This is a genomic window from Flavobacterium gelidicaeli, assembly GCF_013294005.1.
Taxonomy (GTDB): Bacteria; Bacteroidota; Bacteroidia; order Flavobacteriales; family Flavobacteriaceae; genus Flavobacterium.
The window spans coordinates 269497-295458 of record NZ_JABSNK010000001.1 but is presented as its reverse complement, the minus strand read 5'-3'; the positions used below and the strand labels follow the sequence as shown (position 1 = coordinate 295458).

24 protein-coding genes and 2 tRNA genes are annotated in these 25962 nt (G+C 33.9%); 13 read left to right on the top strand and 13 right to left on the bottom strand.

Annotation, left to right across the window (positions count from 1 at the left end; all coding sequences use genetic code 11):
* Positions 1-61: 61 nt before the first annotated feature.
* Entirely contained in the window at positions 62-1588 is a 1527-nt protein-coding gene (locus HNP99_RS01290) for a GH3 auxin-responsive promoter family protein (protein WP_173850479.1), read from the bottom strand.
* A gap of 96 nt (positions 1589-1684) precedes the next feature.
* Between HNP99_RS01290 and HNP99_RS01285 the strand changes: the two genes are divergently transcribed.
* Complete coding sequence (locus tag HNP99_RS01285; protein WP_173850477.1) at positions 1685-2479, top strand: DUF2797 domain-containing protein; 795 nt, start codon at positions 1685-1687, stop codon at positions 2477-2479.
* A gap of 252 nt (positions 2480-2731) precedes the next feature.
* Here the strand turns inward: HNP99_RS01285 and HNP99_RS01280 are convergent, their stop codons facing one another.
* On the bottom strand, positions 2732-5377 hold the full coding sequence (locus HNP99_RS01280; RefSeq protein ID WP_173850475.1) for an AsmA-like C-terminal region-containing protein: 2646 nt from the start codon (positions 5375-5377) through the stop codon (positions 2732-2734).
* A gap of 233 nt (positions 5378-5610) precedes the next feature.
* Complete coding sequence (gene sppA, locus HNP99_RS01275; protein ID WP_173850473.1) at positions 5611-7371, bottom strand: signal peptide peptidase SppA; 1761 nt, start codon at positions 7369-7371, stop codon at positions 5611-5613.
* A gap of 135 nt (positions 7372-7506) precedes the next feature.
* Here sppA and folK point away from each other — a divergent pair, with 135 nt between their 5' ends.
* A complete protein-coding gene (gene folK / locus HNP99_RS01270; RefSeq protein WP_173850471.1) occupies positions 7507-8646 on the top strand; it encodes a 2-amino-4-hydroxy-6-hydroxymethyldihydropteridine diphosphokinase in 1140 nt (379 codons plus the stop codon).
* On the opposite strand, the gene HNP99_RS01265 is transcribed toward folK, so the two are convergent.
* Entirely contained in the window at positions 8636-9166 is a 531-nt protein-coding gene (locus tag HNP99_RS01265; RefSeq protein WP_173850469.1) for an RNA methyltransferase, read from the bottom strand. The two genes, folK and HNP99_RS01265, sit on opposite strands and share 11 nt — an antisense overlap.
* A 68-nt stretch (positions 9167-9234) precedes the next feature.
* Positions 9235-9669: a DUF1573 domain-containing protein gene (locus HNP99_RS01260; protein ID WP_173850467.1), complete on the bottom strand. Its 435-nt coding sequence runs from the start codon at positions 9667-9669 to the stop codon at positions 9235-9237.
* A gap of 161 nt (positions 9670-9830) precedes the next feature.
* Between HNP99_RS01260 and mutS the strand changes: the two genes are divergently transcribed.
* The 4 genes from mutS to HNP99_RS01240 all read left to right on the top strand — a co-directional run bounded on the left by mutS (position 9831) and on the right by HNP99_RS01240 (position 13273).
* Positions 9831-12437: a DNA mismatch repair protein MutS gene (gene mutS, locus HNP99_RS01255; RefSeq protein WP_173850465.1), complete on the top strand. Its 2607-nt coding sequence runs from the start codon at positions 9831-9833 to the stop codon at positions 12435-12437.
* Positions 12438-12581: 144 nt separating this feature from the next.
* Positions 12582-12657 (top strand) — tRNA-Gly (locus HNP99_RS01250).
* Between the two features lie 75 nt (positions 12658-12732).
* Positions 12733-12818, top strand: a tRNA-Leu gene (locus HNP99_RS01245).
* A gap of 107 nt (positions 12819-12925) precedes the next feature.
* The gene (locus HNP99_RS01240) at positions 12926-13273 is read left to right on the top strand and encodes a DUF1508 domain-containing protein (protein WP_173850463.1); all 348 of its coding nucleotides are present in this window, start codon (positions 12926-12928) and stop codon (positions 13271-13273) included.
* Between the two features lie 147 nt (positions 13274-13420).
* Here HNP99_RS01240 and HNP99_RS01235 read toward each other — a convergent pair whose 3' ends face one another.
* Together HNP99_RS01235 and HNP99_RS01230 are read right to left on the bottom strand one after the other, a co-directional pair.
* On the bottom strand, positions 13421-13648 hold the full coding sequence (locus HNP99_RS01235) for a PG1828 family lipoprotein (RefSeq protein WP_173850461.1): 228 nt from the start codon (positions 13646-13648) through the stop codon (positions 13421-13423).
* Between the two features lie 458 nt (positions 13649-14106).
* Entirely contained in the window at positions 14107-15348 is a 1242-nt protein-coding gene (locus HNP99_RS01230; protein ID WP_173850459.1) for a 3-deoxy-D-manno-octulosonic acid transferase, read from the bottom strand.
* A 263-nt stretch (positions 15349-15611) separates the two neighbouring features.
* Between HNP99_RS01230 and HNP99_RS01225 the strand changes: the two genes are divergently transcribed.
* From HNP99_RS01225 to HNP99_RS01210, 4 genes are all read left to right on the top strand, one after another.
* Positions 15612-16742 (top strand): DegT/DnrJ/EryC1/StrS family aminotransferase, encoded by a 1131-nt coding sequence (locus tag HNP99_RS01225; protein WP_173850456.1) that lies wholly within the window; start codon positions 15612-15614, stop codon positions 16740-16742.
* A 78-nt stretch (positions 16743-16820) separates the two neighbouring features.
* The gene (gene galE, locus HNP99_RS01220) at positions 16821-17834 is read left to right on the top strand and encodes a UDP-glucose 4-epimerase GalE (RefSeq protein ID WP_173850454.1); all 1014 of its coding nucleotides are present in this window, start codon (positions 16821-16823) and stop codon (positions 17832-17834) included.
* Positions 17835-17946: 112 nt separating this feature from the next.
* Positions 17947-18138, top strand: a complete 192-nt coding sequence (locus tag HNP99_RS01215) for a hypothetical protein (protein WP_173850452.1) — start codon at positions 17947-17949, stop codon at positions 18136-18138.
* Positions 18132-18458: a hypothetical protein gene (locus HNP99_RS01210; RefSeq protein ID WP_173850450.1), complete on the top strand. Its 327-nt coding sequence runs from the start codon at positions 18132-18134 to the stop codon at positions 18456-18458. Before HNP99_RS01215 ends, HNP99_RS01210 begins: the two co-directional genes overlap by 7 nt.
* A 74-nt stretch (positions 18459-18532) precedes the next feature.
* Here HNP99_RS01210 and fabD read toward each other — a convergent pair whose 3' ends face one another.
* Positions 18533-19408 (bottom strand): ACP S-malonyltransferase, encoded by an 876-nt coding sequence (gene fabD / locus HNP99_RS01205; RefSeq protein ID WP_173850448.1) that lies wholly within the window; start codon positions 19406-19408, stop codon positions 18533-18535.
* Positions 19409-19861: 453 nt separating this feature from the next.
* Here fabD and HNP99_RS01200 point away from each other — a divergent pair, with 453 nt between their 5' ends.
* Positions 19862-20842 (top strand): IS110 family RNA-guided transposase, encoded by a 981-nt coding sequence (locus tag HNP99_RS01200; protein WP_173850446.1) that lies wholly within the window; start codon positions 19862-19864, stop codon positions 20840-20842.
* Entirely contained in the window at positions 20814-21020 is a 207-nt protein-coding gene (locus tag HNP99_RS01195; protein WP_173850445.1) for a hypothetical protein, read from the top strand. Before HNP99_RS01200 ends, HNP99_RS01195 begins: the two co-directional genes overlap by 29 nt.
* Before the next feature lie 84 nt (positions 21021-21104).
* On the opposite strand, the gene HNP99_RS01190 is transcribed toward HNP99_RS01195, so the two are convergent.
* Entirely contained in the window at positions 21105-21512 is a 408-nt protein-coding gene (locus HNP99_RS01190) for an OsmC family protein (RefSeq protein ID WP_173850443.1), read from the bottom strand.
* A 193-nt stretch (positions 21513-21705) separates the two neighbouring features.
* On the opposite strand from HNP99_RS01190, the gene HNP99_RS01185 reads away from it, so the two are divergent.
* Positions 21706-23337, top strand: a complete 1632-nt coding sequence (locus HNP99_RS01185; RefSeq protein WP_173850441.1) for a hypothetical protein — start codon at positions 21706-21708, stop codon at positions 23335-23337.
* A gap of 141 nt (positions 23338-23478) precedes the next feature.
* On the opposite strand, the gene HNP99_RS01180 is transcribed toward HNP99_RS01185, so the two are convergent.
* The 4 genes from HNP99_RS01180 to HNP99_RS01165 form a co-directional block, all read right to left on the bottom strand.
* Positions 23479-23763 (bottom strand): GNAT family N-acetyltransferase, encoded by a 285-nt coding sequence (locus tag HNP99_RS01180; protein ID WP_173850439.1) that lies wholly within the window; start codon positions 23761-23763, stop codon positions 23479-23481.
* Positions 23764-23780: 17 nt separating this feature from the next.
* Positions 23781-24497 carry a pirin family protein gene (locus tag HNP99_RS01175; RefSeq protein ID WP_173850437.1) on the bottom strand — a complete coding sequence of 239 codons (717 nt, stop codon included), beginning with the start codon at positions 24495-24497 and terminating at the stop codon, positions 23781-23783.
* A 101-nt stretch (positions 24498-24598) separates the two neighbouring features.
* On the bottom strand, positions 24599-25030 hold the full coding sequence (locus HNP99_RS01170; protein WP_173850435.1) for a UPF0158 family protein: 432 nt from the start codon (positions 25028-25030) through the stop codon (positions 24599-24601).
* 98 nt (positions 25031-25128) lie between these two features.
* Positions 25129-25929 carry a TatD family hydrolase gene (locus HNP99_RS01165; RefSeq protein ID WP_173850433.1) on the bottom strand — a complete coding sequence of 267 codons (801 nt, stop codon included), beginning with the start codon at positions 25927-25929 and terminating at the stop codon, positions 25129-25131.
* Positions 25930-25962: the final 33 nt, after the last annotated feature.

Here is a 25962-nt window from a genome sequence, read left to right as displayed (position 1 = left end):
TATAGCAACTTTTATTATGATATAAAACACACCTTGGTTCTTAATTGAACTGAGGTTTTTTTTATACTAAAATTTTAACTTGCATTCCTTTCAACTGTTCTAGATAATCCCGTTGGTTAGAAAGTCTGGGTATTTTATGTTGCCCACCCAGTTTGTCTCTTTCTTTTAGCCAGTCGTAAAAAAGGTTGTGTCTAGCAATATTGATAATTAAAGGATTTAGCGTCATGTTGTTTTTACGCTTTGCCTCGTAATCAGAGTTGAGAGATTGCAAAGTGTCGTCTAATATTTTTTGAAAAACAGTGGTATTCTCAGGAGGATTTTTGAACTCTATCATCCATTCGTGAGCGCCTTTTTCACGACCTTCCATAAATATGGGAGCTACAGTGTAATCAACTACTTGTGTGTTAGTTAATTTGCATGCTTTGGCTATAGCTTGATCAGTATTTTCAACCATTAATTCCTCACCAAAAACATTGATGTGGTGCTTTGTTCTGCCGGTAACTCTTATTCGGTAAGGACTAAGTGATGTAAAACGAACAGTGTCACCTATCAGGTAGCGCCACAAACCAGAGTTTGTTGTGATAACAATGGCATAGTTTTTAAATAACTCAACATCCGCTAAGCGCACTACTTTTTGATCTGGAGTACCAAAGCTGTCCATCCCAATAAATTCGTAGAAGATTCCGTAATCTAACATCAACAATAAATCACTGGAGTAATTAAGGTCCTGAATGGCAAAAAAACCTTCAGAGGCATTGTATATTTCGTAGTACTTAAATTCTTTCTTAGGGAGTATTTTTTGATATTGTTCGCGGTAGGGTTCAAAGTTAACACCACCATGAAAATACACTTCTAGGTTCGGCCAAACATCAAACAGGTTTCCCTTGCCAGTTTCCTCAAGCATGCGGTTCATTAATACTAACATCCACGAAGGAACGCCGGCAAAACTAGTCACATTTTCTTTTTTAGTTTCATTAATAATCGCTGCCATTTTAGTTTCCCATTCGCTCATAAGCGAAATCTTGCTGCTAGGCGTGCTACTAAATTCGGCCCAAATAGGCATGTTTTCGATTAAAATAGCCGACAAGTCACCAAAAGAGGTGTTGTTGTTTTCGTATATTTGTGAGCTCCCTCCTAAACGCAAACTTTTACCTTTAAAAAGCTCCGAGTTTTCGTTGTTATTCAAATACATGCATAAAAGATCTTTACTTCCTTTATAGTGGCAGTCTTCTAAAGCGCTGCTGCTTACCGGGATAAATTTACTTTTAGCATTGGTAGTTCCGCTGGATTTTGCAAACCATTTTATAGGTGTTCCCCAGAACAAATTTTGCTCGCCACTACGGGTACGTTCAATTAATGGATGAATGTCCTCGTAAGTAACAATTGGAATTCGCTCTGCAAATGTTGTGTAGGATTTTATGGAAGTAAAATCATAATCCTGACCCATAACGGTATCTTTTGCTGATGCAATCAAATTGGTAAGCAATTCCTCCTGAACCTCATTTGGGTATTTAAGGAAGAGCTCTATTTGATGGATTCGTTGTTTTAAAACCCAAGAAGCGAAAGAATTAATAATTGTTAGTGGCATTTTTTAAAATAGGAGTTATGAATTATGCGTTATGAATGATAACTTTACCAAAAATAACAATTTTTGTTAAACATCAAACTTTAAAGAGTAAACTAAATGCAATACGAAGGCGTACTGACCAAAATGCAAACTGAATTTGGAAACCCAATTCAGTATTACTTGGTTTTTGAAGACAGTTTTTTGAATGTAAACCAATTATTAAATAAAGATATTGCCATAGAATTTGTGGGATATCAATGTTTAAATTGTGGTAAAAAGAAAAAGATTTTTCGTCAAGGTTTTTGCTACGATTGCTTTTATTCTAGTGCCTCAGTTGGTGACTGGATTATGAAACCAGAATTAAGTACAGCGCATTTGGGAATTGAAGACAGAGATTTAGCTTATGAAGAAAAGGTGCAGTTACAGCCGCATATTGTATATCTTGCTCTATCCAGCGAAGTAAAAGTAGGAGTGACTAGAAAGACCCAAATGCCGACTAGGTGGATTGATCAGGGGGCAAACGAAGCAATCTCTATTGTAGAAGTACCCAACCGTTATTTAGCTGGAATCACTGAGGTTGCCTTAAAAAATCACTATGCTGATAAAACAAACTGGAGAAAAATGCTAACCAATACGGTAGAGCACGTAGATTTAGTTGCTGAAAGATTAAAACTAGAAAACCTGATTCCGGATGAGGCTAAGGAATATTTCTTTTTAAATAAAAATGACTTGTACGAGATGCATTATCCTGTACTTGAATATCCTACAAAAGTAAAAAGTTTGAGCCTAGAGAAAACACCAAGTTTTCAAGGAAAGTTAACCGGAATTAAAGGGCAATACTTAATATTTGAAGACGAAACCGTATTTAACGTACGCAGTTCTGAAGGTTATGTAGTTAAGATTTCAGTATAATAATGGGAGTTTGGGCGTGACCTTATTAAAAAATAAGAAAAATATTTTTCAATAAGGTCGGGCGCTACGCTGTATCTTTTAAGAAGTCCCAATAATTATTGGGAATTCTTAAAAGGATGCCGCTACGATCCCTCACGCAAAATTCAGTTCATAGATAAAACTGCTGGTAAAGCATAAGAATAAAAAAAGGAGAACTCACAAATTAGTAGTGAGTTCTCCTTTTTTATATTTTATAAAATAAGATTTAAAAGCTTATGGTGTAGTTTCTGCTTTTGGTTCAGCGGTTTTCTTCTTTTTGAAAAAACCATTAATCAAGTCAGTAGCTTTTGCTTTTACCTCTTCTTTCGCTTGTGTTTTTACTTCTTCTTTTGTAGTAGGAATAACAGGAGTAGTTGTCTTAGTGCTATCACCTGGTTTTTTGTTCTTATTAAGCAAGTCGGTTAATGCAGATGTTCCTTTTTTTACCAACTGTTCTTTTTGTTGTTGAATCAATTGATTCGTCAAGTTTGTAACTGCTGATTTCATATCTGTAGAAATCTTTGGATTAGAGAAATTTCCTGTCATCAATGCGTTAATCGGAATATTCTCTAATTTAGCAGCATCTGTTGGTGTTAATTTTGCGATAAGTGCATTGGCTTCAGTTCCTAAATATTTTGCAGGAACATCAAATTTTAAGCTATAATTCATGCTTTGATCAAAACCGTGCGTTCCGCCTATAGTTGCTTTAATATCTTTGTACTTGATATCAAATGGTTTTACACTTACTTTTCCGTCTTTGAAAGTAATTGCTGCTTTAATATCGTTAAGATTGATTTTATCTAGATCTAAAAATTTCACATTGCTACTCAATGCAGTCAATAAAGTAGAGTTTTTAGAATTGACCGTAGTAGAAAGGAGTTGTCCTAATAAATCACCAGTTAAACTGGTTAAATCTGGGCTCATTTCATCGGTTAGATTACCGTTTAATTTTATTGTTGAATTTAATTTTCCGTTGATGATTCCTGCAATTGGAGCAATTTTTTTCATCATGTCCAATTGTGTGAATGTTTGAGCAATATCAACTTGGTTTAGTCCTAAATTCATATCAAATGTTGGCACTTTTCCTTTTGTAGAAACAGATCCGTTCAGGCCGATACTTCCGCCAAAAATTGATGTTTTTACATTTTCCATCGTTACTTTTTCGTCTTTCACGAGTAGTTTTCCTGAAACGTCTTTCAATGTTAAGTTGTCGTATAAAACCGTATTGGCTTTCGCGCTAAGCGTACAGTTTAAAAATGCTGGGATTTTCATTGCTTCAGCATCCTTTTGCGGCGTTTTAGCATCAGTTTTTGCAGTTTCGGTTGTCATGAAATCACTTACAGCTAATTGATTAGATGACAAGTTGAAGTTTCCTTTTAGTTCTTGGTTTTTGAAAATAAAACCATAGAAATTTTCTAAAATACCAGTAACGCTTATATCGCTTTTTCCTGTTGCAGCATTAAATTGTTTTAAATTTACTTGACTAGGGTTGAATTGAACTAAGGCATTGCTAATGTTTAATGCTTTTCCGTTTTCGTCGACATATTTAAATCCAGATAAACTCATTGTACCTGCATTATTAATATTTTGGTACTGACTTTTTTCTACAGATAACATATCAAACTTAGTAGTAACATCGGCTTTTAAAATTCCTGATAACGGCTTGTCTAACTTGATTGGGTAGGCCTTTGAAAGGTTTCCTAAATTGATTGTTCCTTTTAACGCTGCATCTACAATTGCATTTTGAGTAACATTAGTAACCTTTGCTTTAGCATTGAATACATCTTGATCAATTTTAAATGAAAGTTTGTCAAGATTTACATAAGTATCGTTTAATACGCCTGTTTCATTAATAATTTTAGTGTCAATAATAATGTTTTGAACTGATTTAGGTAAATCAGGATATTGAAACGAAGCGTTGTTTGACGCAATAGCAATATTGAATTTAGGTACCGTAGTTTCTGTATATTTTCCTTTTGCAAAACCTACGATAGTAAAATCGCCCGTAGTTTTTACATTGTCTAAACTTGCTGCATAAGCTGCTGGAATAACGCCTAAGAAATTTTTAAATGAAGAAGTTGGCGTTTTGAATTTTAGATCATAAACTTGTCCGTCGTCAACTAGTTGTATGAAACCGTCAAACTCTAATGGCAATTGATTAATTAATGCCTTGTTTTCTTTAAAAGTATATTTACTCGCTTCTAAGTCAATTCCTAATACTGCGTCTAAAGTAAGGGCTACATTTTTCATGTAATTTACTTTATCCATGTCTAAAGAGACTTTAGTTGTTGTTTTTGTAACCAAATCTAATTTTGACGCAGCAAAATCTCCGGTTCCTTCATGATTGATACTGTCAAGTACCAACTTGATTTTTGAAGTTTCATCATAATATTTGAACCTTAAATTCTCGACTTTATAGTTTTGAATGTTTAAAGATAGGTTGCTGTCTTTATTGTCTGTAGCAGGTTTGTCATCTTTAATCGCAATGTCATAGTTACCTAAACCATCTTTATTGAAAAGAATGTTTACGACTCCGTTTTTAGTTCCAATTCCTTGGATGTTCATGGTTTCATTAGCATCTTTGAAAAGTTCTTTAACTGACATTTTTAAATCAAGTTCTCCTATAGCAAGAAGCGTGTCACCTTCAAAAGGAGCTTTGTTGATAATTACCAAGCTATCTAACGTTAGGTTTGCATTTGGGAAGTTTTTAAACAAACTCAAATTTGCATCTTTAAAACTTACTTTAGCATCTACTTTCTCATTGATGATACTAGTGATTTTAGCAGTGATTTGGTCTTTAAAGAAATAAGGAATTGCAAAAAGTGCTACTACAAATAAAAGTAATAATCCAGCAATTATTTTTAAAATGGTCTTCAACATATGTTTCTTTTTTATAGTTTAGTTACTGATTTTGGGGCAGTAACTACATTAATTAAGATACAAAAATAACATTTTATCGATAAGTTGGTCTCTAAAGTTTTCATAAATAAACCCTTGCTTTCCTTATGGTTAGATTTTGTAGTTAAAGCTAAACTTTTTGTAGTTGATGTAGATGAAAAAAAAATCCGTTTCAGGGGTTACTGAAACGGATTTATGATAGCTTATTCTAATAACTAATTTATAGTAATTTCATAAGGCATTAAGGCTTGAATTCCTTTTTGCGCTTGCATTTTTTTAACCTTTTGCATCAGGATGTAATTTTCTTCGCCTATTTCTTCTTTTATGAAAGATTCTTTTGTCTTTGCAAAAGGAAGGCTAGAAAGCATGTCATTAAAGTCTTTTTTATACTCAGGAAAATTCTGAGTGCTGTAGGTTTTAATTTTAGAAAGACTTGCGGCCTCTTTTATAGCATCGTCTAAACCACCTATTTTATCAACAAGACCTATTTTAATCGCTTCTGATCCTGACCAAACTCTTCCTTGAGCAATAGCGTCTACTTGGTCAAAAGTCATTTTTCTACCTTCGGCAACATGTGTTACAAAAGTTTTATAAATATGTTCAACACCTTCAAGAGTTACTGCTTTTAGGTTTTCGTCTAAAGGGACAAACGGACTATAACGTGCCGAATTTTTATTTGTATTTACTTGTTCTACATGAATTCCAATACGAGACGTTAATTGGCTGAAATTAGGCAATATTCCAAAAACCCCAATTGAACCCGTAATGGTATTGTTCTCAGCAAATATTTTAGAAGCATTACAAGCAATGTAATAACCACCTGATGCGGCGTAGTTCCCCATAGAAACAACCACTGGTTTGACTTTTTTAGTCAATTCTACTTCTCTCCAGATCAAGTCAGAAGTAAGTGCGTTTCCTCCTGGGCTATCAATTCTTAATACAATTGCTTTGATGTTTTTATCTTCTCTAGCCTCTTGTAATGACCGGCGCATAGATCCTTCACCAATTGTATTGACATCACCTTCACCACTCTGGATTTCCCCTTGAGCGTAAATAATTGCAATTTGATTGCTAGATTCTGAAGATTGGGAGGTAGTAAGTATTTTTTTAGTGTATTCAAGAATAGATACTTTGTTGTAGTCTTTATCTTTGTCTACTTTTAATGCCTTTTTAATGTCATTGTGATACACATCTTCATAAGCAATAACATCAATCATTTTTTGGGCTTTAGCCATTTCAGGTGTTCTAGCTAGAAGTCCATCTGCAATTTCGTTAAGTTTTGCAACAGATATTTTTCTGCTTTTCGAAATATCTGAAGTAATAGAAGTCCATACTGAATTCAATAACGCTGTTACTTGTTCTCTATTGGCATCACTCATCTCGTTTTCTAAAAATGGTTCAACAGCACTTTTGTATTTTCCGTGACGAATAACTTCCATTTTGATTCCTGATTTCTCTTGTAAGTCTTTGTAAAACATTACCTCTGAAGACAACCCTTTAAAATCCATGTCTCCTACAGGATTAATGTAAATTGTGTTTGCAACGGAGTTGATATAATATTCTTTTTGAGAATACACATTGGCGTAGGCCATAATAAACTTTCCTGATTTTTTAAAATCTTCTAAAGCGTCTCTAATCTCTTTACTTTGAGCCATTCCTAATTGAGATTCATTATTAAGGATTGAAATTCCTTTAATACTACTGTCTGATTTTGCAGTTGCAATGGCTGCAATAATATCGGTTAGTCCTACTTTTTCTTTTTCAGAAAAAATATTAACCCAGGGATCTTCGTATTTTCCGGCGTAATCATAAGTAACATTTTTTAAATCCAGTTCTATAACCGAATTCTCTTTTACAGTAACGCCTTCAGAGTCGCCTCCAAAAATGGCTCCTATAAATAGAATACCAAAGAAAAAGAGCATACAGAAGACAAATAAACCTATAATAGTGGCTAGTACATTTCCTAAAAACTTCATAATTGTATTTTTTTAATAAGTAGCAAAAAGAGTTGCTTTGTTACAGTTTTATTTATTTTTTTTAGGGAAATAACCGCAACACTTTGAGCAAAGATAGGGCTATTCTAAAATTCTTTTAGTTAATTTGTACTTAATATGAAAGCACAGCATCAGGTCATTTTATCTATAGGGAGTAATCAAGGTAACCGCCTTGAAAATATTGAAAACTGTTTGAAATTAATTCATCAAGAAATAGGAACAGTGATTAAAGTATCCCAACTTTATAAATCGCCTTCATGGGGTTTTAGCAGTGATGCCTTCTACAATTGTGCTGTTATAATTCATACCTTTAACTCCGCGCAAAATGTGTTGAGCCAGGTGTTAAAAGTAGAAAAAAAACTAGGACGCGTTCGTAATGGTGGACAAGGATATGAGTCTCGATTGATTGATATTGATTTGATTTTTTTTGACGATGAAATTATTAATACCGAAAAATTAATTATTCCGCATCCTTTATTGCAAGAGCGTAATTTTGTGTTGTTACCAATAGCTGATTTGCAATTAGATATTGAACATCCTGTTTTAAAGAAATCGATTAAAGAGTTAATTGCGGTTTCTCCTGATAAAAGTGCATGTATTGCTATTCAGGCTTTAGAAAATCCGTTAGATAAGATTCCGTTAGAACAGTTTAATTATATTGCTTTTGAAGGAAATATAGGTGCTGGAAAAACTACGTTGACAAATAAAATTGCAGCCGACTTTAATGCAAAAACAGTTTTAGAGCGTTTTGCTGATAATCCATTTTTACCTAAGTTTTATAAAGATCAAAACAGGTATGCTTTTCCGCTTGAAATGTCTTTTTTGGCAGATAGATACCAACAGCTTTCTGACGATCTGGCACAATTTGACTTGTTTAAAGATTTCCTAGTAGCTGATTATCATATTTTTAAATCTTTGATATTTGCAAAAATAACATTGGCTGATGATGAGTACCGTTTGTATAGGAATTTATTTGATATCATCTATAAAGAAATGCCAAAACCAGATTTGTATGTTTATTTATATCAAAATTCAGAGCGACTTTTACAAAATATAAAAAAGCGAGGCAGGGACTATGAGCAAAATATTGCTGCTGAGTACCTTGATAAAATCAATAGTGGCTACCTCGATTATATAAAATCACAAACAGGTTTGAATGTGTTGATTGTGGATGTCTCTGATAGGGATTTTGTAAAAAATCAAGAAGACTACCTTTTTATTTTAGAAGAAATAAGAAAAAAAATAACTACTCCTTAAATTGTTTGAATAAATCCCAAATTACAATCCCAGCACTCACAGAAATGTTTAAAGAATGCTTGGTTCCTAATTGCGGAATCTCAATACAACCATCGCATAAAGCAACTGCCTCTTGTGTTACACCGTGTACTTCATTTCCAAAAACGACAGCGTATTTTTGCTGTTTGTCTACTTTAAAATTTTGTAAAAAAGTAGCGCTTTCTACTTGCTCAATAGCTAGTGTGATTACGTTATCATCTTTTAACGACTGGATTACTTCTAGCACATTGCTGTTGTGTTCCCAGGTTACTGTGTCAGTTGCGCCAAGCGCAGTTTTATGAATTTCCTTGTTTGGAGGTGTAGCAGTGATTCCGCACAAGTAAATTTTTTCGATTAAAAAAGCATCCGATGTTCTAAATACCGAGCCTATGTTGTGTAAACTTCGAACATCGTCTAGCACTATTATAATGGGTGTTTTATCTGATTCTTTAAACGCTTCAACACTTTTGCGTTCTAGTTCGCTGTTTTCTAGTTTTCTCATGCCTTTAATAATTGTGTAAAAAAAAAGCTTCCAATTAAAGGAAGCTTTTTAAAGTATATTTTAAAATATTAGCTTTTTGCAGCACCGTCAGCAAGTACAACTCCTTTTATAGTAAGGATTTTTGTAGGTTGCCCTTCAGCGTTAGAAGTAACCGTTACAGTTTTAGTAAAAGCTCCAACTCTATCAGTAGCGTATTTTACTCCAATAATTCCTTTTGCTCCTGGAGCAATTGGCTCTTTTGGAGATGTAGGTACAGTACAACCACAAGAACCTTGTGTGTTAGTAATGATTAATGGTTTGTTACCGTTATTTGTGAAAACAAATTCACGTTTTCCATCAGCGTTATGCGCAATAGTACCGTAATCTATAGTTTCGTTAACAAACGCCATTCCAGCACCGTTAACTTTAGCAGTTGTTGCTTTAGCTTTTTTTGTAGTTTCTTGAGCTTGAGAAGTTGTAACTCCTAAAACTACTAACATTGCAATTGTAAGTATTTTTTTCATTTTTTTAAATTTAAAAATTATTTCAACAAATCTAAAGAAAATATCATGCCAATGACTTAAAATTTCCCTAAAAATGTGATTTTTTTTTCAAGTATTCCGTAATTCGTTTTTTAATAATTAAATTCGCTGCCGTTACAATCACCTATTTAAAATTATATAATTTGGCAGCTAAAGATAAAGTAGTTAAGGAAACACCATTGATGAAGCAGTATAACGATATTAAAAGAAAGTATCCTGATGCTTGCTTGTTATTTCGTGTGGGTGATTTTTATGAAACTTTTGGAGAGGATGCTGTTAGGGCTTCTAAAATATTAGGGATTACATTGACAAAACGTGGCGCAGGTTCTGCTACCGAAACAGCGTTGGCTGGTTTTCCGCACCATTCTATCAATACTTACTTGCCTAAATTAGTAAAAGCAGGGCTTCGTGTGGCTATTTGTGATCAACTCGAAGACCCAAAAATGACAAAAACCATTGTAAAACGTGGTGTTACTGAGTTGGTGACTCCTGGAGTTTCTATGAATGATGAGGTTTTGCAGTCAAAAACCAATAACTTCTTAGCTTCGGTATATTTTGCAAATAAGTCAATCGGGATTTCGTTTCTTGATGTTTCTACTGGGGAATTTTTAACAGCGCAAGGAAATGCGGAATACATCGATAAGTTACTACAAAACTTTAATCCTTCGGAGGTTTTGATTCCGAAAAATAATAAAAATGATTTCAAACAAGCTTTTGGTGAAGACTACCACAGTTTTTATCTAGAAGATTGGATATATAAAGAAGATTACGCATTTGAGACCTTGACAAAACATTTTCAAACTGTTTCTTTAAAAGGGTTTGGAATTGAAGATTTGAAAGAAGGAATTATCGCTTCGGGTGCTATTTTATATTACCTAGGCGAAACACAACACAATCGAGTGCAACACATCACGGCAATTCAACGTATTGCTGAAGATGCTTATGTATGGATGGATCGTTTTACGATTCGCAATTTAGAATTGTACCATAGTTATAACCCCAATGCAGTTACTTTACTGGATGTGATTGATAAAACGCTTTCGCCAATGGGTGGTCGCTTATTAAAAAGGTGGTTGGCCTTACCTTTAAAAGAGGCAGCTAAAATAAAAAGCCGTCATGAGGTGGTGACTTATCTCAAAGAAAATCAAGAAGTTTTACAACAAATGCAGTCGCAAATCAAGCAAATTTCGGACTTAGAGCGTTTGATTTCTAAAATTGCAGCAGGAAAAGTATCTCCTCGAGAAGTGGTTTATTTAAAAGAGTCGCTAGATGCTATTATTCCAATGAAAACTTTGGCATTAGCCAGTACACAAGAAGCAGTAAAAATAATTGGAGACAGTTTGCATAGCTGTGATTTGTTGCGTGAAAAAATAAAAACTACATTAAACCAAGATGCTCCTGTGGCTGTTGCCAAAGGAAATGCTATTGCTACAGGAATAAGTGCTGAGCTAGATGAGTTGCGTGCAATATCTACATCTGGAAAAGAATTTCTAGAAGGAATTGAAGCCCGTGAATCACAACGCACCGGAATTACCTCTTTGAAGATTTCTTTTAATAATGTCTTTGGGTATTATATTGAAGTAAGAAATACGCATAAGGATAAAGTGCCTACAGAATGGATTAGAAAGCAAACATTAGTAAATGCGGAACGCTACATCACAGAAGAATTAAAAGAATATGAATCTAAAATTCTAGGTGCCGAAGAAAAAATACATAAGATAGAAGCTGAGCTTTTTGAACAATTAGTTGCTTGGATTGCTACTTATATAAAACCAGTACAGTTAAACGCAAATTTGGTTGCACAATTAGATTGTTTGTGTTCGTTTACGCAGTTGGCTATTGAAAATAAATACAGCTGCCCCGAGTTAGATGAAACATTTGAACTTGAAATTAAAAATGGTAGGCATCCAGTTATTGAGAAACAATTGCCTGTAGGGACGCCTTACATTGCTAATGACGTTTTCTTAGATCGTGAAACGCAACAGTTAATTATGATTACAGGGCCTAATATGTCTGGAAAATCGGCTATTTTACGTCAAACGGCTTTGATTGTACTTTTGGCTCAAATGGGAAGTTTTGTTCCTGCAGAGAGCTTGAGGATGGGAGTTGTGGATAAAATTTTCACTAGAGTAGGGGCGTCTGATAATATTTCGATGGGTGAGTCTACTTTTATGGTCGAAATGAATGAGACGGCTTCTATCTTGAATAATATTTCTGATCGAAGTTTAGTACTTCTGGATGAAATAGGTCGTGGAACGAGTACCTATGACGGAATTTCAATTGCTTGGGCTATTGCCGAGTTTTTGCACGAACATCCGTCAAGACCTAAAACGCTTTTTGCAACACATTATCATGAATTAAATGAAATGACCGAGTCGTTATCGCGTATTCAAAATTATAATGTATCGGTAAAAGAATTAAAAGACAATGTGCTTTTTATTCGAAAGTTAGTTAAGGGTGGTAGTGCGCATAGTTTCGGAATTCATGTGGCTAAAATGGCTGGTATGCCTCAAATTGTTTTGCTAAAAGCGCAAAAGATTCTGAAAAAATTAGAAAAGAATCATTCAGGGGAAGTTTTGAACGGCATAAAAGCAGAGCAAGACGAAATGCAAATGAGCTTTTTTAATCTTGATGACCCTCTTTTAGAAGAGATAAAAGAAGAAATTTTAAATATAGATGTCAATACAATAACCCCTGTTGAAGCATTGATGAAGCTGAATGAAATAAAAAGAATGATTACTAGAAAATAATTTATTTTTAAACTTTAGGTTATCAGAAGTTTACGAAATAATTAAAAATATTATGTATAAAGTTCTTGTTTAATTGGATAAATGTCTTAAATTTGCCACCGCAATACAAACCAAGTATTGTTGTTCTTTTTAAGAATTGAAAATGCGAAAATAGCTCAGTTGGTAGAGCGCGACCTTGCCAAGGTCGAGGTCGCGGGTTCGAGCCCCGTTTTTCGCTCCAAGTCACAAAATGTTTTCTTGGTGATTGTGTTTGATTTTTTATAAAAATTAGATATAAAAATCCAAAAGCAATAATGCTCGGATGGTGAAATTGGTAGACACGCTGGACTTAAAATCCAGTGAACAGCAATGTTCGTGCGGGTTCAAGTCCCGCTCTGAGTACTAAAGCCTCTTCTTTTGAAGAGGCTTTTTTTTTGTTTTAATTTGAACTTTATTTTAAAAAACGACCAAAACATTGTTTCTTTGGTGAAAAAAAAACTTCTCTATTTATGGCTTCTTTAGTGATTACAAAACGATTTAGCGGCGATTATAAGTTTGAATTAACTTCAAGAAAAGGGAAAACGATTTTTACGAGTAATGCTTATGAATTACGAATGGACTGCGAAGCTGATGCAGAACATTTGAGGTCTGTTTTTGAAACTTGTTCTTTTGTGAAGTTTAAAACGAGTAAGGGTAAGTTTTTCTTTAGGGTGGTTGTTGAAGGTGCTGTTATGGCAACCAGTAGAAAATATAGTACAGAGTTAATGGTGCAGAAGGGAATTACTGAAATCGTGAAGTACGGAGCTAAGGCTGAGATATTAGATTTTTCTAATAATGATTTTGTTTTTCCTGAATAGAAGAATTATAATTTTAAAAAAAAAGGAGCTCTTTATTGTTTAATAAAGAGCTCCTTTTTTAAGTTCATAGCTTTCTTAGTAATGTATTTAAAATAAAAAAGCCATCTCGCTTGCGCGGATGGCTTTAATTTTAGAATTTAATTCTAATTAGTGTGCAGCAGGTGCAGCAGCTTCAGTTGCAGTTTCAGCAGCATCAGTAGCTACAGTAGCAGCAGAATCCATTACTTGTGCAGCAGAATCAACTACTTGAGCAGCAGAATCAACAACAACAGCAGTAGAATCTACAGCAGTTTCGTCAGCAGCAGCGTCAGCTTTTTTACATGATACAACAGTTAATACAGCAACAGCAGCTAAACTTAAAAATACTTTTTTCATCTTAATTTAATATAAAGGTTAATTATTAATTCGACGCAAAGATATAAAATTTTTGATATGTAAATTATTTTTTGAATTTTTTTTTAAAAATAATTATTCTTTTTCGTCTGAGGTTATTATTACAAGTTTTATGCCACACTTTTTAAGTGTAATTAATGCTTAATTTTTAAGTATAATTTCAGTTGGTTTTTTGCGGTATTGCTTGTGTTTAAAGTAGCGTTGAAAATAAGAGTTTATTTTTTAATTTTTTGATTATTAAATAATTGGCTGGTTTTTTAGTCGGTACTGTTTTTAAAAATCCTCTTTGTAATTAAGTTTTTTTGTGCTTTAAAATCCCACCATTTTTAAATGCACGATTCCGGCTTTATTTTTAAGCGATTTTTAAGCTTATTTTTTGACGGTATTTTATCGTTTTCTGGGTAGTAAATTATGTTGTAAAATTGGCCATTTCGAACCAATTAAAGTGTCTTTTGATGAATGTTTTTCATAATAATCGTCGTTGCGCCTTTATTCATCGAGACAAATGTGCTACAAATATGTCCTTTCTCGCTTCGGAAAGCATCGTTTATAATAAGATCGTTCAATTCATTATTGAGTTCGTTCTGGTTATTTATGCTCATGCAACCACCAATATTTACTAATGCTATGGCTTCAGGAAAATGAGAGTAATTGGGACCAATAACTATAGGAACACTAAAAGTGGCAGGTTCTAATAAATTATGAACACCTGGATTTCCAAATCCGCCGCCTACGTAGGCAATATCCGCATAACTGTATATTTTTGTCAGGATACCAATAGTGTCAATAATAAATACATCATAATCAGCGAGATTCTTGCCTTGCATTTCTGAATACAGTACTGTTTTACGGTGTAAGCTATTTTTTAATAGAGTAATTTGTTCCTCTTTAATGTTGTGAGGCGCTATGATGAACTTTGCAGCGTGTTTTGTTGAGTTTATATACGCTACTAATAAGGTTTCGTCTTTTGGCCATGAGCTCCCTGCAACGATTGTTATTTGGTTGTTTTTAAATTCCGAAATAAAATCTAAGCGGTTGTCTTTCTCTAATATAGCGGCAACGCGATCAAAACGAGTATCGCCTGAAACAGCTACATTTGTTTTTCCTAATTGCAATAATAGTTTCTTTGAACTTTCATTCTGAACAAAAAAGTATTCAAATGCGTCTAGTGCTTTTCGATAAAAACCACCATACCACTTAAAGAACGCTTGATTTTTGCGAAGAATCCCAGAGATTAAGTACGTTTTAATAGAGCGATTTTTTAATTCATTTAGATAATTAGGCCAATATTCGTACTTAATAAAGAAAACGAGATCAGGATGTACAAGATCAATAAATTTCTTCGCATTTTTTTGCGTGTCTAATGGCAGGTATACAGTTGCGTGAGCAACGGTGTTATTTTTACGCACTTCATAGCCAGAAGGAGAAAAAAAGGTCACCACAATTTTATGTGTTGGGAAATTTTCTTTGATTTTTTCAATTACGGGTAAGCCTTGTTCGTATTCTCCTAGAGATGCGGCGTGAAACCAGATCGTTTTATCAGTAGGTTGGATTTTTTCTTTCAATATTTGGAAAACACTTATTCTGCCGTCAACAAAAAGTTTTATTTTTGGACTAAAAAGAGCGACTACAGCTAATATTTTTGAAGCCATATAAACGAGGCTATTGTATAGGAAAAACATGGGTTTATTTTTTTGAAGGCTAAAATACATATTTTATTTTAGGGATTTTCTAGATCAATTTTAAAAATTAATTTAGCTACAGTGATACAAAGTTATATTCAGAATCTTAATTGCAAGTTATTTTTTCAAGAGAAGTGAGTAGGGAATATTTTTAAGGCAAAACATTTTTTATGAAATTGTTCGGAAATCAGAATCAAATAAAAAGCTATTCTGAATTTAGTGTGATTATAAATTCTTAATTTTGTATTTATAATTTTTATCGAATGAAAAAAATACAAATGGTTGACCTAAAAAGTCAATACGAAAAAATAAAAGAGACCGTTAACGTTTCTATCCAAGAAGTTTTAGATACAAATACGTACATCAACGGACCCGAAGTTCATAAATTTCAAAAGAATTTAGAGGATTATTTAGGTGTTAAGCACGTAATTCCTTGTGCAAACGGTACTGATGCCTTGCAAATAGCCATGATGGGATTAGGTTTGCAACCAGGTGACGAGGTAATCACTGCCGATTTTACTTTTGCTGCTACTGTTGAAGTTATTGCATTGTTGCAATTAACACCAGTATTAGTAGATGTTGATATGTACAATATGAATATTTCTATTGATGCAATCAAAAAAGCGATTACTCCTAAAACAAAGGCAATTGTTCCTGTTCATTTATTTGGGCGTGCTGCTAATATGGAAGCGATTATGGCTATTGCCAAAGAACATAACTTATATGTGATAGAAGATAATGCGCAAGCTATAGGAGCCAACTGTAAATCGTCTGACGGTGCTAAGAAAAAAGCGGGTACTATAGGACATGTAGGAGCGACTTCGTTTTTTCCTTCTAAAAATTTAGGGTGTTATGGTGATGGTGGTGCAATTTTTACAAATGATGATGCACTGGCACATACGTTACGCGGAATTGTAAATCACGGAATGTACGAACGTTACCACCACGATGTTGTGGGTGTAAATTCTCGTTTAGATAGTATTCAAGCAGCAGTTTTAAACACAAAGTTACCTTTACTGGATCAATATAATGCAGCGAGACAAGATGCAGCGAGAAAATACTCTGCAGCTTTTGAAGGGCATAAAAATATTATTGCGCCGCAAATTTGTGATATCTGTGACTGTCATGTATTTCATCAATATACATTACGTATTCTTGATGCTGATAGAAATGGCTTAATGCAACATTTATTAGACAAAGGAATTCCTTGTGCTATTTATTACCCAATTCCGTTACACTCGCAAAAGGCGTATGTAGACGAAAGATATAAGGAAGAAGATTTTCCAGTTACAAATCAATTGGTTCAAGAGGTGTTGTCATTACCAATGCATACTGAACTTGATGACGAACAAATAAAATTCATTACCGATAGTGTTTTAGAATTTTTAGAATAAGAAATAAAAGACGCGATTAATCGCGTCTTTTTTATGAAACAAAAAAATAGCATAACCATTAATATTTAAACATAAAAGATGAAAATACTGGTTACAGGAGGATTGGGATTTTTAGGTTCGCATACCGTTGTAGAGCTCCAAAATCAAGGTTTTGAGGTGGTAATTATCGATGATTTATCTAATACGTCACTAAGCGTTTTAGAGGGTATAAAAAACATTACGGGTAAGATTCCAGCATTTGAGAAATTAGATCTAAGAGTAAAAACTAGTGTGCAGGATTTTTTTAGTAAAAATCAAGACATTGCAGGGGTGATACATTTTGCTGCTTCAAAAGCAGTAGGTGAAAGTGTGGAGAATCCTTTGTTGTATTATGAAAATAATATCAATGCGCTGGTATATCTTTTGCAAGAATTACAGAAAAAAGACGCAGCTAATTTCATCTTTAGTTCGTCATGTACAGTATATGGTCAAGCTGAAAAAATGCCAATAACCGAAAATGCTCCTATACAAACAGCGATGTCACCTTATGGAAACACCAAACAAATAGGAGAGGAGATCATTACAGATACAGCTAAGGTGACTAATATTAATGCTATTTTATTGCGTTATTTTAATCCTATTGGTTCGCACCCTTCAGCAGAGATAGGAGAATTACCGCTAGGAGTGCCTCAAAATTTAGTTCCTTTTATTACACAAACAGGAATGGGATTAAGAAAAGAACTCTCTGTTTATGGAGATGATTATCCTACAACTGATGGAACCGCGGTACGTGATTATATTCACGTAGTCGATTTGGCTAAAGCCCATGTGATTGCTTTAAAACGATTATTAGATAAAAAAAATCTTAATAAAGTAGAAACTTTTAATTTAGGAACGGGAACAGGAAGTTCAGTGTTAGAAGTAATTCAAGCATTCGAAAAAGTAAGTGGAACAAAACTGCCGTATAAAATTGTAGGTCGCCGAGAAGGTGATATTACAGAAGCTTACGCTAATACTGATAAAGCCAATACGGTTTTAGGTTGGAAAGCAGCATCTACATTAGACGAAGCGATGGCAAGTGCTTGGAAATGGGAACAAAAAGTACGTAGCTAATTGTTTTTACATTAAATTGTATTTATCAAAAAATCCAAAACTATCAACAAGATATTTTGGGATTTTCTAGTTTAAAGAATTAATTGTAAATTCGTTACATAAAATACATGCTATGAGTAAGAAGAAAGAAACGGTAAGGAAAAATGTAGTTGGAGAGCCTGTAGTTTCATACCAGAAAGAAGTTTTAAAGCAAGAAAGTAATAATCAAGATACATTTAATTTTGATGAAGAACTTAAAAAAGGATTAACGCCTACAGAGTTTAAAGACGAAATGCTAAAGAGAATAAAAACATATTCGTGGTAGAAGTAGTATTCAAGAAAGAGCTTGTGGATTATCTTGATGAGTTAGTGCACATACTTTTTAAAGAAGCTTACTTTAGTTATCCTGAAAATGCACAAATTTACGTCGATACAATAGTGGATTTTATAAATGATGCTATTACGACGTTTCCATCTAAGGTTACTCCACAAAATTTAAAACACCTAGGTTCAAACTATATTTTCTATAAATCTAATAAGCGCACAACTTGGTATGTTTTTTTTGAAAATAAAAAGAATGCCTATATAATTACAGGAATAATAAATAGTCATTGTATGGAGGCAGCTATGCTCCAAAAAAAATAAAGCATAAAAAAACCAGAATTATCTTCTTGATAATTCTGGTTTTTTGTTTTTAAAAAGAATGCTATACAATTTACCTATGCATTTGCAGTAGCAGCTTCTTTATCGATTTTTCCAATCAATCCAGCCAAGACTTTTCCTGGACCTACTTCCGTGAATAAAGTAGCGCCATCAGCGATCATTTGTTGTACTGATTGTGTCCATTTTACTGGAGCTGTCAATTGTATGATTAAGTTTTTCTTGATTTCGCTTGCGTCCGAAACTGCGCTTGCCGTTACATTTTGATACACTGGGCAAATAGGAGTAGAGAAGGTAGTTGCTTCAATAGCTGCTGCTAGTTCCTCTCTTGCTGGTTCCATCATAGGCGAGTGAAAAGCACCACCTACAGGCAATAATAAGGCGCGTTTTGCTCCCGCTTCTTTCATAGCTACACAAGCCGCTTCAACAGCAGTTGTTTCTCCTGAAATAACTAATTGTCCTGGGCAGTTATAATTTGCTGCAACTACAACTCCATCAATACTTGCGCAAACCTCTTCTACTACATTATCAGCAAGTCCTAAAACTGCCGCCATAGTTGATGGTTTGATTTCGCATGCTTTTTGCATCGCTAGTGCTCTTTGTGAAACTAATTTCAATCCGTCTTCAAATGACAAAGCACCATTAGCTACTAAAGCTGAGAATTCTCCAAGGGAGTGTCCCGCAACCATTTCTGGCTTGAAATCAGCACCCAAAGTTTTAGCTAATATAACCGAATGTAAAAAAACCGCAGGCTGTGTTACCTTTGTTTCTTTCAATTCTTCAGCCGTTCCTTCAAACATGATGTCTGTGATTCTAAAGCCTAAAATTTCGTTTGCTTGCTCAAATAATTCTTTTGCTAGAGGAGAATTTTCATATAAATCTTTTCCCATTCCTGTAAATTGTGCGCCTTGTCCTGGAAATACGTATGCTTTCATATTTTAAATTTAAAGATTGAATGGTTTACTATTTTCGAAATTAAACCAGCTGCAAAAATAGTATTTTTTTTTACAAACAACATTTTTCTACTTAGAAGCAGCAACTCCCGTTGAGCAACAAGCCATTCTCCCGCTTTTACCTCTATCTCCTAGTCCTTAAAGATCAGGACTAGGAGGATGCCGGTGCAATCGGGGCTCATATCTTTGTTATAGTTACAAAATGATAAAATACTTATCTTTAAAATAGTAATAATTGATAAACAAAATGAAGTTGCAAAATTCTATCGGGGCCAGATACGTTTAGTACGATATTGTAAGTTAGGTTAATCAACTTCATTTTAATTACATTTCAAGTCGCAATAGTACTTAAGCACTAGGTTTTTAATTTAGATGCAGTATAACTAATGAGCCAAGACCCATGTAGTTTTTTGTTTGTCTTAAACAGCCAATGTTATGACTTTAAAGTATTCTGTAGGATTAGATGTTTCTAGTAAAAAAATAGACGGATCTATTTGTGTGATCGACCAAAATCAGCAAGTTCAGTTTATGTCTAAAATTACATTTAACAACACTGTCTGTGGTTTTAAAAATTTAGACTCTTGGATAACAAAATGGCATAAAGCTACGGAGTTACCTTTGGTTGTTTGCATGGAAGCCACAGGTGTCTATCATGAAAATTGTGCCTTATATTTATTTGAAAAAGGATACCAACTATCTATTGTTTTACCCAATAAGGCAAAGAAATATTTAGAATGCTTAGGTTTAAAATCAAAAAATGATAGTATTGACGCTAGAGGGTTAGCACAAATGGGAGCTGAACAATGCTTAGGACTTTGGCAACCGCTAGGTCGGTATTATTATGAATTACGCAATTACACTAGGCAACATCAAAATATACAAGAGTTAAAAACAGTTATAAGTAACCAAATTCATGCATTAAAGCACGGTATGTATCCTTGTGAAATGACAATTGAACAACTTAAAACCACTTTAGCCCTTTTTGATTCTCAGTTGAAAGAGTTAAGTAAAAAGATGAAATTACATTTAAAATCAGATGATGTGGTTTATAGAAAATGCTTAAATATTCTAGCAATGAAAGGCTTAGGTTATTTAACAATTGCAACTTTAATAGCAGAAACTAATGGTTTTGAACTATTCGAAAATTATAAGCAATTGGTATCTTATGCTGGTTATGATGTTGTAGAAGCCCAATCTGGAACAAGAGTAGGAAAGACTAAAATATCAAAAAAAGGTAATTCAAGAATAAGAAGAGCACTTCATATGCCGTCTTTAGTGGTTATAACGTGTAAAGAAAAACCGTTTTTAGATTTATATAATAGGACATTTGAAAAACATGCTATAAAAATGAAAAGTTATGTAGCGGTACAAAAAAAAAATATTAGTGATGGTCTATCATTTGTGGAAGAAAAATGAGCGATACGATTCTGATTATCAAATAAATATTCAAGAAAAGGAGCAGGAGCTTTCTTCTCTGCTTGCCTTTGAAAAAGGCACAAACGCAAAAACGGATAAAAAAATTAGCCCCAAACAAGTTGAGGCTAAACAAGGTAAACATTCAACGAAAAATCGCAGTACGTTTCCTCTCTGCTAATCCAAATATATTGAAAATAAATTAAAACAAATTAGGTTTTAAAGATAGTACCTAGATATTTCGTTTAGTTTATATAAGGAAGTACTACAACAGTGTATCAATTATAATAGTACTCTTCAATAATTTAGAGACTGGACATTTCTCGGCAATGATCAATAGTCGTTTCTTTATATCAGCTTCAACAGCAACAGGAAAAGTGATTTTTCTAGTAATTGTTGTAGTGAGTTCAGGATTGCTTTCCTGATGAAAATTTAAGGCAATATTGATTTCGGGTATGTCCCATCCTTTTCGATCAATGTACATTCTTAAAGTAGAGAGCGTACAAGCTGCTAACGAGGCAAGCAGCGTGGTATAGGGATCAGGTCCTAAATCTTGGCCTTCAATTTTTTCAGGTTCGTCCATTATAAATTGGCCGTTGCGCCATGTAATAGTGCACAAATATTTCTGCATTCCTATATGTCCTGTAATATCATTTTCGAGTGCATTTTCCATTTGGTAGTGTTTTAAAATGTGTATTTGAAAGTTAGGATAAAGTGGCTGCCACAATTGGTTTGAGCTAGTGCTAATTTACTGTTTTTTAAATAATTATTTGGAGCTCAACTTATCTAAGTTTCCCTAAAATTAACTTTGGGTTTGATGTAACAAAATAAGGATTTATCTACTAATTATTAAATGCTCTTTTATTATGAAAAATATAGTTTCGGGTTCGCTTTTTATTATAGTTGCGATTTTACTTTTTTATGTAGGGATGCCTACAATTAATTACGGTTTTGTGGGATTTCCTATTGCGCTACTATTGTTAAGTGTGCTATGGATTTTCATATCAACGGGTCTGCATATTTCGCCAGACAAAAAGCAAGTGAAAATTGCTAAGAGACCCAATAAATTTGTTTTGTACTTCATGCTCGTGGTGCTAGCTTATCTTGTAATTACACCGCTATTGACTAGTTTGCCTATTTTTAGAACGGCAGCTTATCAAACACTTCTAGGTAAGGTAGCTGATGGCAATAAAATTTCTAATCATATTGCTCCTATTTCTATCGATGAAATTAGAGTGGTAGATGAGGATTTAGCACACTTATTGGGAGAGAAAGTATTGGGGTCACAACCTGCATTAGGTAGCCAGGTAGAATTAGGAGAATTTTGTATTCAAAAGGTGAACAATGACTTGTATTGGGTAGCTCCGTTGTTGCACTCTGGTTTTTTTAAATGGATGAACAATAGATCTGGATCAGCTGGATATGTAATGGTTTCGGCTACAAATGAAAGAGATGTGAAGTTGGTGCAAAATATTGGCGGAAGCCCAGTAAAAATTAAGTACCAACCTAAGGCGTATTTTCAATCAAATATTAAACGGCTATTGTATTTAAGTGGCTACGCTACGGTAGGTTTAGAAGATTTTAGTTTTGAGATTGACGATAAAGGATTGCCTTTTTGGGTAGTGACTACATTCAAAAAAGAAATTGGTTTCAGCGGAGACGAAGCAACAGGAATTGTTCTAATCAATGCACAAACAGGCCAAATGAAAGAATATTCGATTGCAAACACACCTAAATGGGTAGACCGCATTCAACCGATTAAATTTATAGAAGAACAGTTAAACGATTGGGGAGAATACGTGCAGGGATATTGGAATTTTTCTAATGAAAATAAACTTCAAATTACCGAAGGATTGACTTTAGTATATGGCAACGACAACAGATCATATTGGTACACAGGATTAACCTCTGTAGGAAAAGATGAATCTGCGGTAGGATTTGTGTTAGTAGATACGCGAACAAAAGAAGCTACTTTTTACAAACAAGGTGGCGCTACAGAATATGCTGCTCAAAGTTCAGCACAGGGTAAAGTACAAGAGAAAGGATATCAAGCTTCGTTGCCTATTCCGTACAATATCAATAATATTCCAACGTATGTGATGACCTTAAAAGATAAAGGGGGACTAGTAAAGATGTTTGCTATGGTTGCCATATCTGATTATACTATTGTGGGAGTAGGGAATACCATGCGTGAGGCATTAACATCGTATAAAAATGTCTACAATATGTCAGATAATAAGGTAAATCCAAATAGTGTTTCTAATAGAAAAGTGCTAACAACAGTGATTACTAGAATCCAAAATGACGTTAAAAATGGCAATAGTTTTTATTACTTTAAAGTAAAAGACTACCCTAACATCTTTGTGGGATCTTCTCAAATATCGAGTCAGTTACCAGTTACAATGATAGGAGATCATGTAACACTATCTTTTGATGTAGATATGGAAGCCGTTATTGATGTTTCATCGTTTCAAAATTTAGACTTAAAAGATAAATAAAAATAGAATTTGCTTAACAATAAAAAGGCTGACACTAATATATATTAGGAGTCAGCCTTTTTTATTAATTTTAGCAGTATAGCGTTTGCTTCTACAGCGCTTTTACGTTAATGGGTAATTATTTTAATAGTAAAGTAGTTGTTACAATACATCCTTAAAATTAGCATTTTTATCAAAAACATGTGCTACAAAAGGACAAGATGGAACAATAGTGATGCCTTCTTTTCGGGCATAAGAAACAGCTTCTATAACCATTTCTTTTCCTAATCCTTTTCCTGTTTCATCATCTGTAAACTCTGTATGGTCAATGGTTATTTGCTTAGAGCCAGTATGTCTAAAGATCATTTTGCCTACTAGTTCACCATTGTTTTCGATGTAAAAAACACCTTCTTTTTCGTTATTTTCTAATTGCACTTTTTTACTCATCGTCTTTTTGTTTTTAGTTAGTATTGCATGGGAACTTCCATTAGCAATAGTTCAACATCTGAATTCATTTTTAATTCTAATGTTGTCGTGTTCCAAATTCCAAAACCATCTCGAGTATCTAATTCTTGACCGTTAATGGTTAATTGTCCCGAAAGGACAAAAGCATAAACGCCGTTACCTTCTTTCTTAATGTGGTAGTCAATACTAGTGTCTTTCTCTAATTTTCCCAAATGAAACCAAGCATCTTGATGAATCCATACGCCTTCGTCCTCTGGATTAGGAGATAGAATTTGTTGTAATTTATTGTGTCGATCCGCCTTATTCAACGTTATTTGTTGGTAGCGAGGCGTTACATTTTTCTTGTTGGGGAAAACCCAAATCTGCAATAATTTTGTTCTTTGATCATCGTTAGGGTTAAACTCACTGTGTTTGACTCCAGTTCCCGCGCTCATCACCTGTATATCGCCATTTTTAATAGTCTCCGTATTCCCCATACTATCCTTGTGTGCTAGATCGCCTTCAAGCGGAATCGTTAGGATCTCCATATTATCGTGCGGATGTGTACCAAAACCCATTCCCGCCGCAATAGTATCGTCATTCAAAACACGAAGTGCACCAAATTGTACTCTTTCTGGATTGTACCAACTACCAAAACTAAAGCTGTGGTAAGCATTTAACCATCCATGATCTGCGTGTCCTCTAGTAGTTGCTTTGTGTAATACAGTATTTTCCATGTTTATAAATTTAGTGATTTATGTTCTACAAATTTACGCACTAAGCAATCAATAGACACTTAACCTAGATTAAGAAATGGGCTGATGGGGTTTAGAGTGAACTATTCTTCTAAATCCATTTTTAATTGATCTTTTACCCATTTTTGCATCCAATTACTTTTAAAACGAAACCAATCTTCTCTATAGTCTGAATTATCAATACAAGTTTTAAAATTGGCAAAAGGTTTTCTCATCTCTAGAACGGTAATCAATTTGTCTTGAAACTTAGTATCTAGCGAAGTACTGTTTGCAAATTCTTGCATCATGCTGAAGGAATCATGACTTTCTGGCTTTTCAACTTCTAGGTAATTAGTAGCTTCATTTTCTAATTCTTCAATATCCTCTTGCCAGAACTCGGCGTTGACTTCATCTTCAAAGTCTAATTCAACTGGAAAAAAGAGTAGTTTGTTTGTTTTCGTATTGTGGTAACAGCGCATACCACAATCCATTTGCTCGGCTATTTCTTTTATTTGTGATTCACTTAAAATTTTCATAGTTTGTGGGTTTATGATTTCTAAAATTAATAAAAAAATAACCACAAACACCTCAGTAAACTGAGGTGTTTGTGGTTAGTAATAAGTGACTTCATATTTTAAATTCCGAAAAAAGTTTTAGAATTTAATGTGGTATGTTCAGCTACTTTATCTATTGTGATTCCTTTAAAGTGTGCAATTGTTTCGGCAATAAAAGGTAGAAAAGCAGGTTCACAACGGCGTTCGTGCTGTTTTTTTAAGAGGTTTTTAGTAACATTCTTGGGTAACATAAAGGGTGCATCGGTTTCAATCATTATTTTGTTTAGCGGGATGTATTGCAGCACTTCTTTTAAATGTTGAAAACGCCAAGTGTCTGATATTGCTCCGGTAAAACCAAGATAGAATCCGTTATCGAGATAAATTTTTGCTTCCTGCAAAGTTCCTGTAAAACAGTGTACGACTGCTTTGGGCAATTCGGGTAAATACTGGTTAGTAATACTTATAAATCGTGAAAAAGCGGCTCTTTCATGTAGGAATAATGGTTTCTGAGTTTCAATTGCTAATGCTAACTGCGCTTCATAACAGCTTTCTTGTATGTTTCTGGGCGAAAAATCCCGATCAAAATCGAGTCCACATTCCCCTACAGCAACTACTTGGGGTTGTAATAATAATTCCTTTAGCTTCGAAATACTTTGATTATCAAAATTTTTCGCTTCATGCGGATGGATTCCTGCCGTGGTGTATAAAGTATCTGGATGTTTTGTAGCAATTAATGCTGATTGCTCGCTGTTTTTTATACTTGTACCAGTGATTATCATTTTAGATACATTAGCTTTAACTGCGTCTTGTATGATGTTATCAATGTCGTTGTAGAATTGTTTATTAGTTAAATTAATTCCTATATCTATGTATGTTGTCATTGTCTTATCTAATGTAGGTATTGATTTAGATTC

Excerpts from the sequence above, each read along its gene's own strand:
- HNP99_RS01290 (WP_173850479.1), bottom strand. The coding sequence starts at position 1,588 with ATGCCACTAACAATTATTAATTCTTTCGCTTCTTGGGTTTTAAAACAA.
- HNP99_RS01285 (WP_173850477.1), top strand. The coding sequence starts at position 1,685 with ATGCAATACGAAGGCGTACTGACCAAAATGCAAACTGAATTTGGAAAC.
- HNP99_RS01280 (WP_173850475.1), bottom strand. The coding sequence starts at position 5,377 with ATGTTGAAGACCATTTTAAAAATAATTGCTGGATTATTACTTTTATTT.
- sppA (WP_173850473.1), bottom strand. The coding sequence starts at position 7,371 with ATGAAGTTTTTAGGAAATGTACTAGCCACTATTATAGGTTTATTTGTC.
- folK (WP_173850471.1), top strand. The coding sequence starts at position 7,507 with ATGAAAGCACAGCATCAGGTCATTTTATCTATAGGGAGTAATCAAGGT.
- HNP99_RS01265 (WP_173850469.1), bottom strand. The coding sequence starts at position 9,166 with ATGAGAAAACTAGAAAACAGCGAACTAGAACGCAAAAGTGTTGAAGCG.
- HNP99_RS01260 (WP_173850467.1), bottom strand. The coding sequence starts at position 9,669 with ATGAAAAAAATACTTACAATTGCAATGTTAGTAGTTTTAGGAGTTACA.
- HNP99_RS01240 (WP_173850463.1), top strand. The coding sequence starts at position 12,926 with ATGGCTTCTTTAGTGATTACAAAACGATTTAGCGGCGATTATAAGTTT.
- HNP99_RS01235 (WP_173850461.1), bottom strand. The coding sequence starts at position 13,648 with ATGAAAAAAGTATTTTTAAGTTTAGCTGCTGTTGCTGTATTAACTGTT.
- HNP99_RS01230 (WP_173850459.1), bottom strand. The coding sequence starts at position 15,348 with ATGTTTTTCCTATACAATAGCCTCGTTTATATGGCTTCAAAAATATTA.
- HNP99_RS01225 (WP_173850456.1), top strand. The coding sequence starts at position 15,612 with ATGAAAAAAATACAAATGGTTGACCTAAAAAGTCAATACGAAAAAATA.
- galE (WP_173850454.1), top strand. The coding sequence starts at position 16,821 with ATGAAAATACTGGTTACAGGAGGATTGGGATTTTTAGGTTCGCATACC.
- HNP99_RS01215 (WP_173850452.1), top strand. The coding sequence starts at position 17,947 with ATGAGTAAGAAGAAAGAAACGGTAAGGAAAAATGTAGTTGGAGAGCCT.
- fabD (WP_173850448.1), bottom strand. The coding sequence starts at position 19,408 with ATGAAAGCATACGTATTTCCAGGACAAGGCGCACAATTTACAGGAATG.
- HNP99_RS01200 (WP_173850446.1), top strand. The coding sequence starts at position 19,862 with ATGACTTTAAAGTATTCTGTAGGATTAGATGTTTCTAGTAAAAAAATA.
- HNP99_RS01195 (WP_173850445.1), top strand. The coding sequence starts at position 20,814 with ATGGTCTATCATTTGTGGAAGAAAAATGAGCGATACGATTCTGATTAT.
- HNP99_RS01190 (WP_173850443.1), bottom strand. The coding sequence starts at position 21,512 with ATGGAAAATGCACTCGAAAATGATATTACAGGACATATAGGAATGCAG.
- HNP99_RS01185 (WP_173850441.1), top strand. The coding sequence starts at position 21,706 with ATGAAAAATATAGTTTCGGGTTCGCTTTTTATTATAGTTGCGATTTTA.
- HNP99_RS01180 (WP_173850439.1), bottom strand. The coding sequence starts at position 23,763 with ATGAGTAAAAAAGTGCAATTAGAAAATAACGAAAAAGAAGGTGTTTTT.
- HNP99_RS01175 (WP_173850437.1), bottom strand. The coding sequence starts at position 24,497 with ATGGAAAATACTGTATTACACAAAGCAACTACTAGAGGACACGCAGAT.
- HNP99_RS01170 (WP_173850435.1), bottom strand. The coding sequence starts at position 25,030 with ATGAAAATTTTAAGTGAATCACAAATAAAAGAAATAGCCGAGCAAATG.
- HNP99_RS01165 (WP_173850433.1), bottom strand. The coding sequence starts at position 25,929 with ATGACAACATACATAGATATAGGAATTAATTTAACTAATAAACAATTC.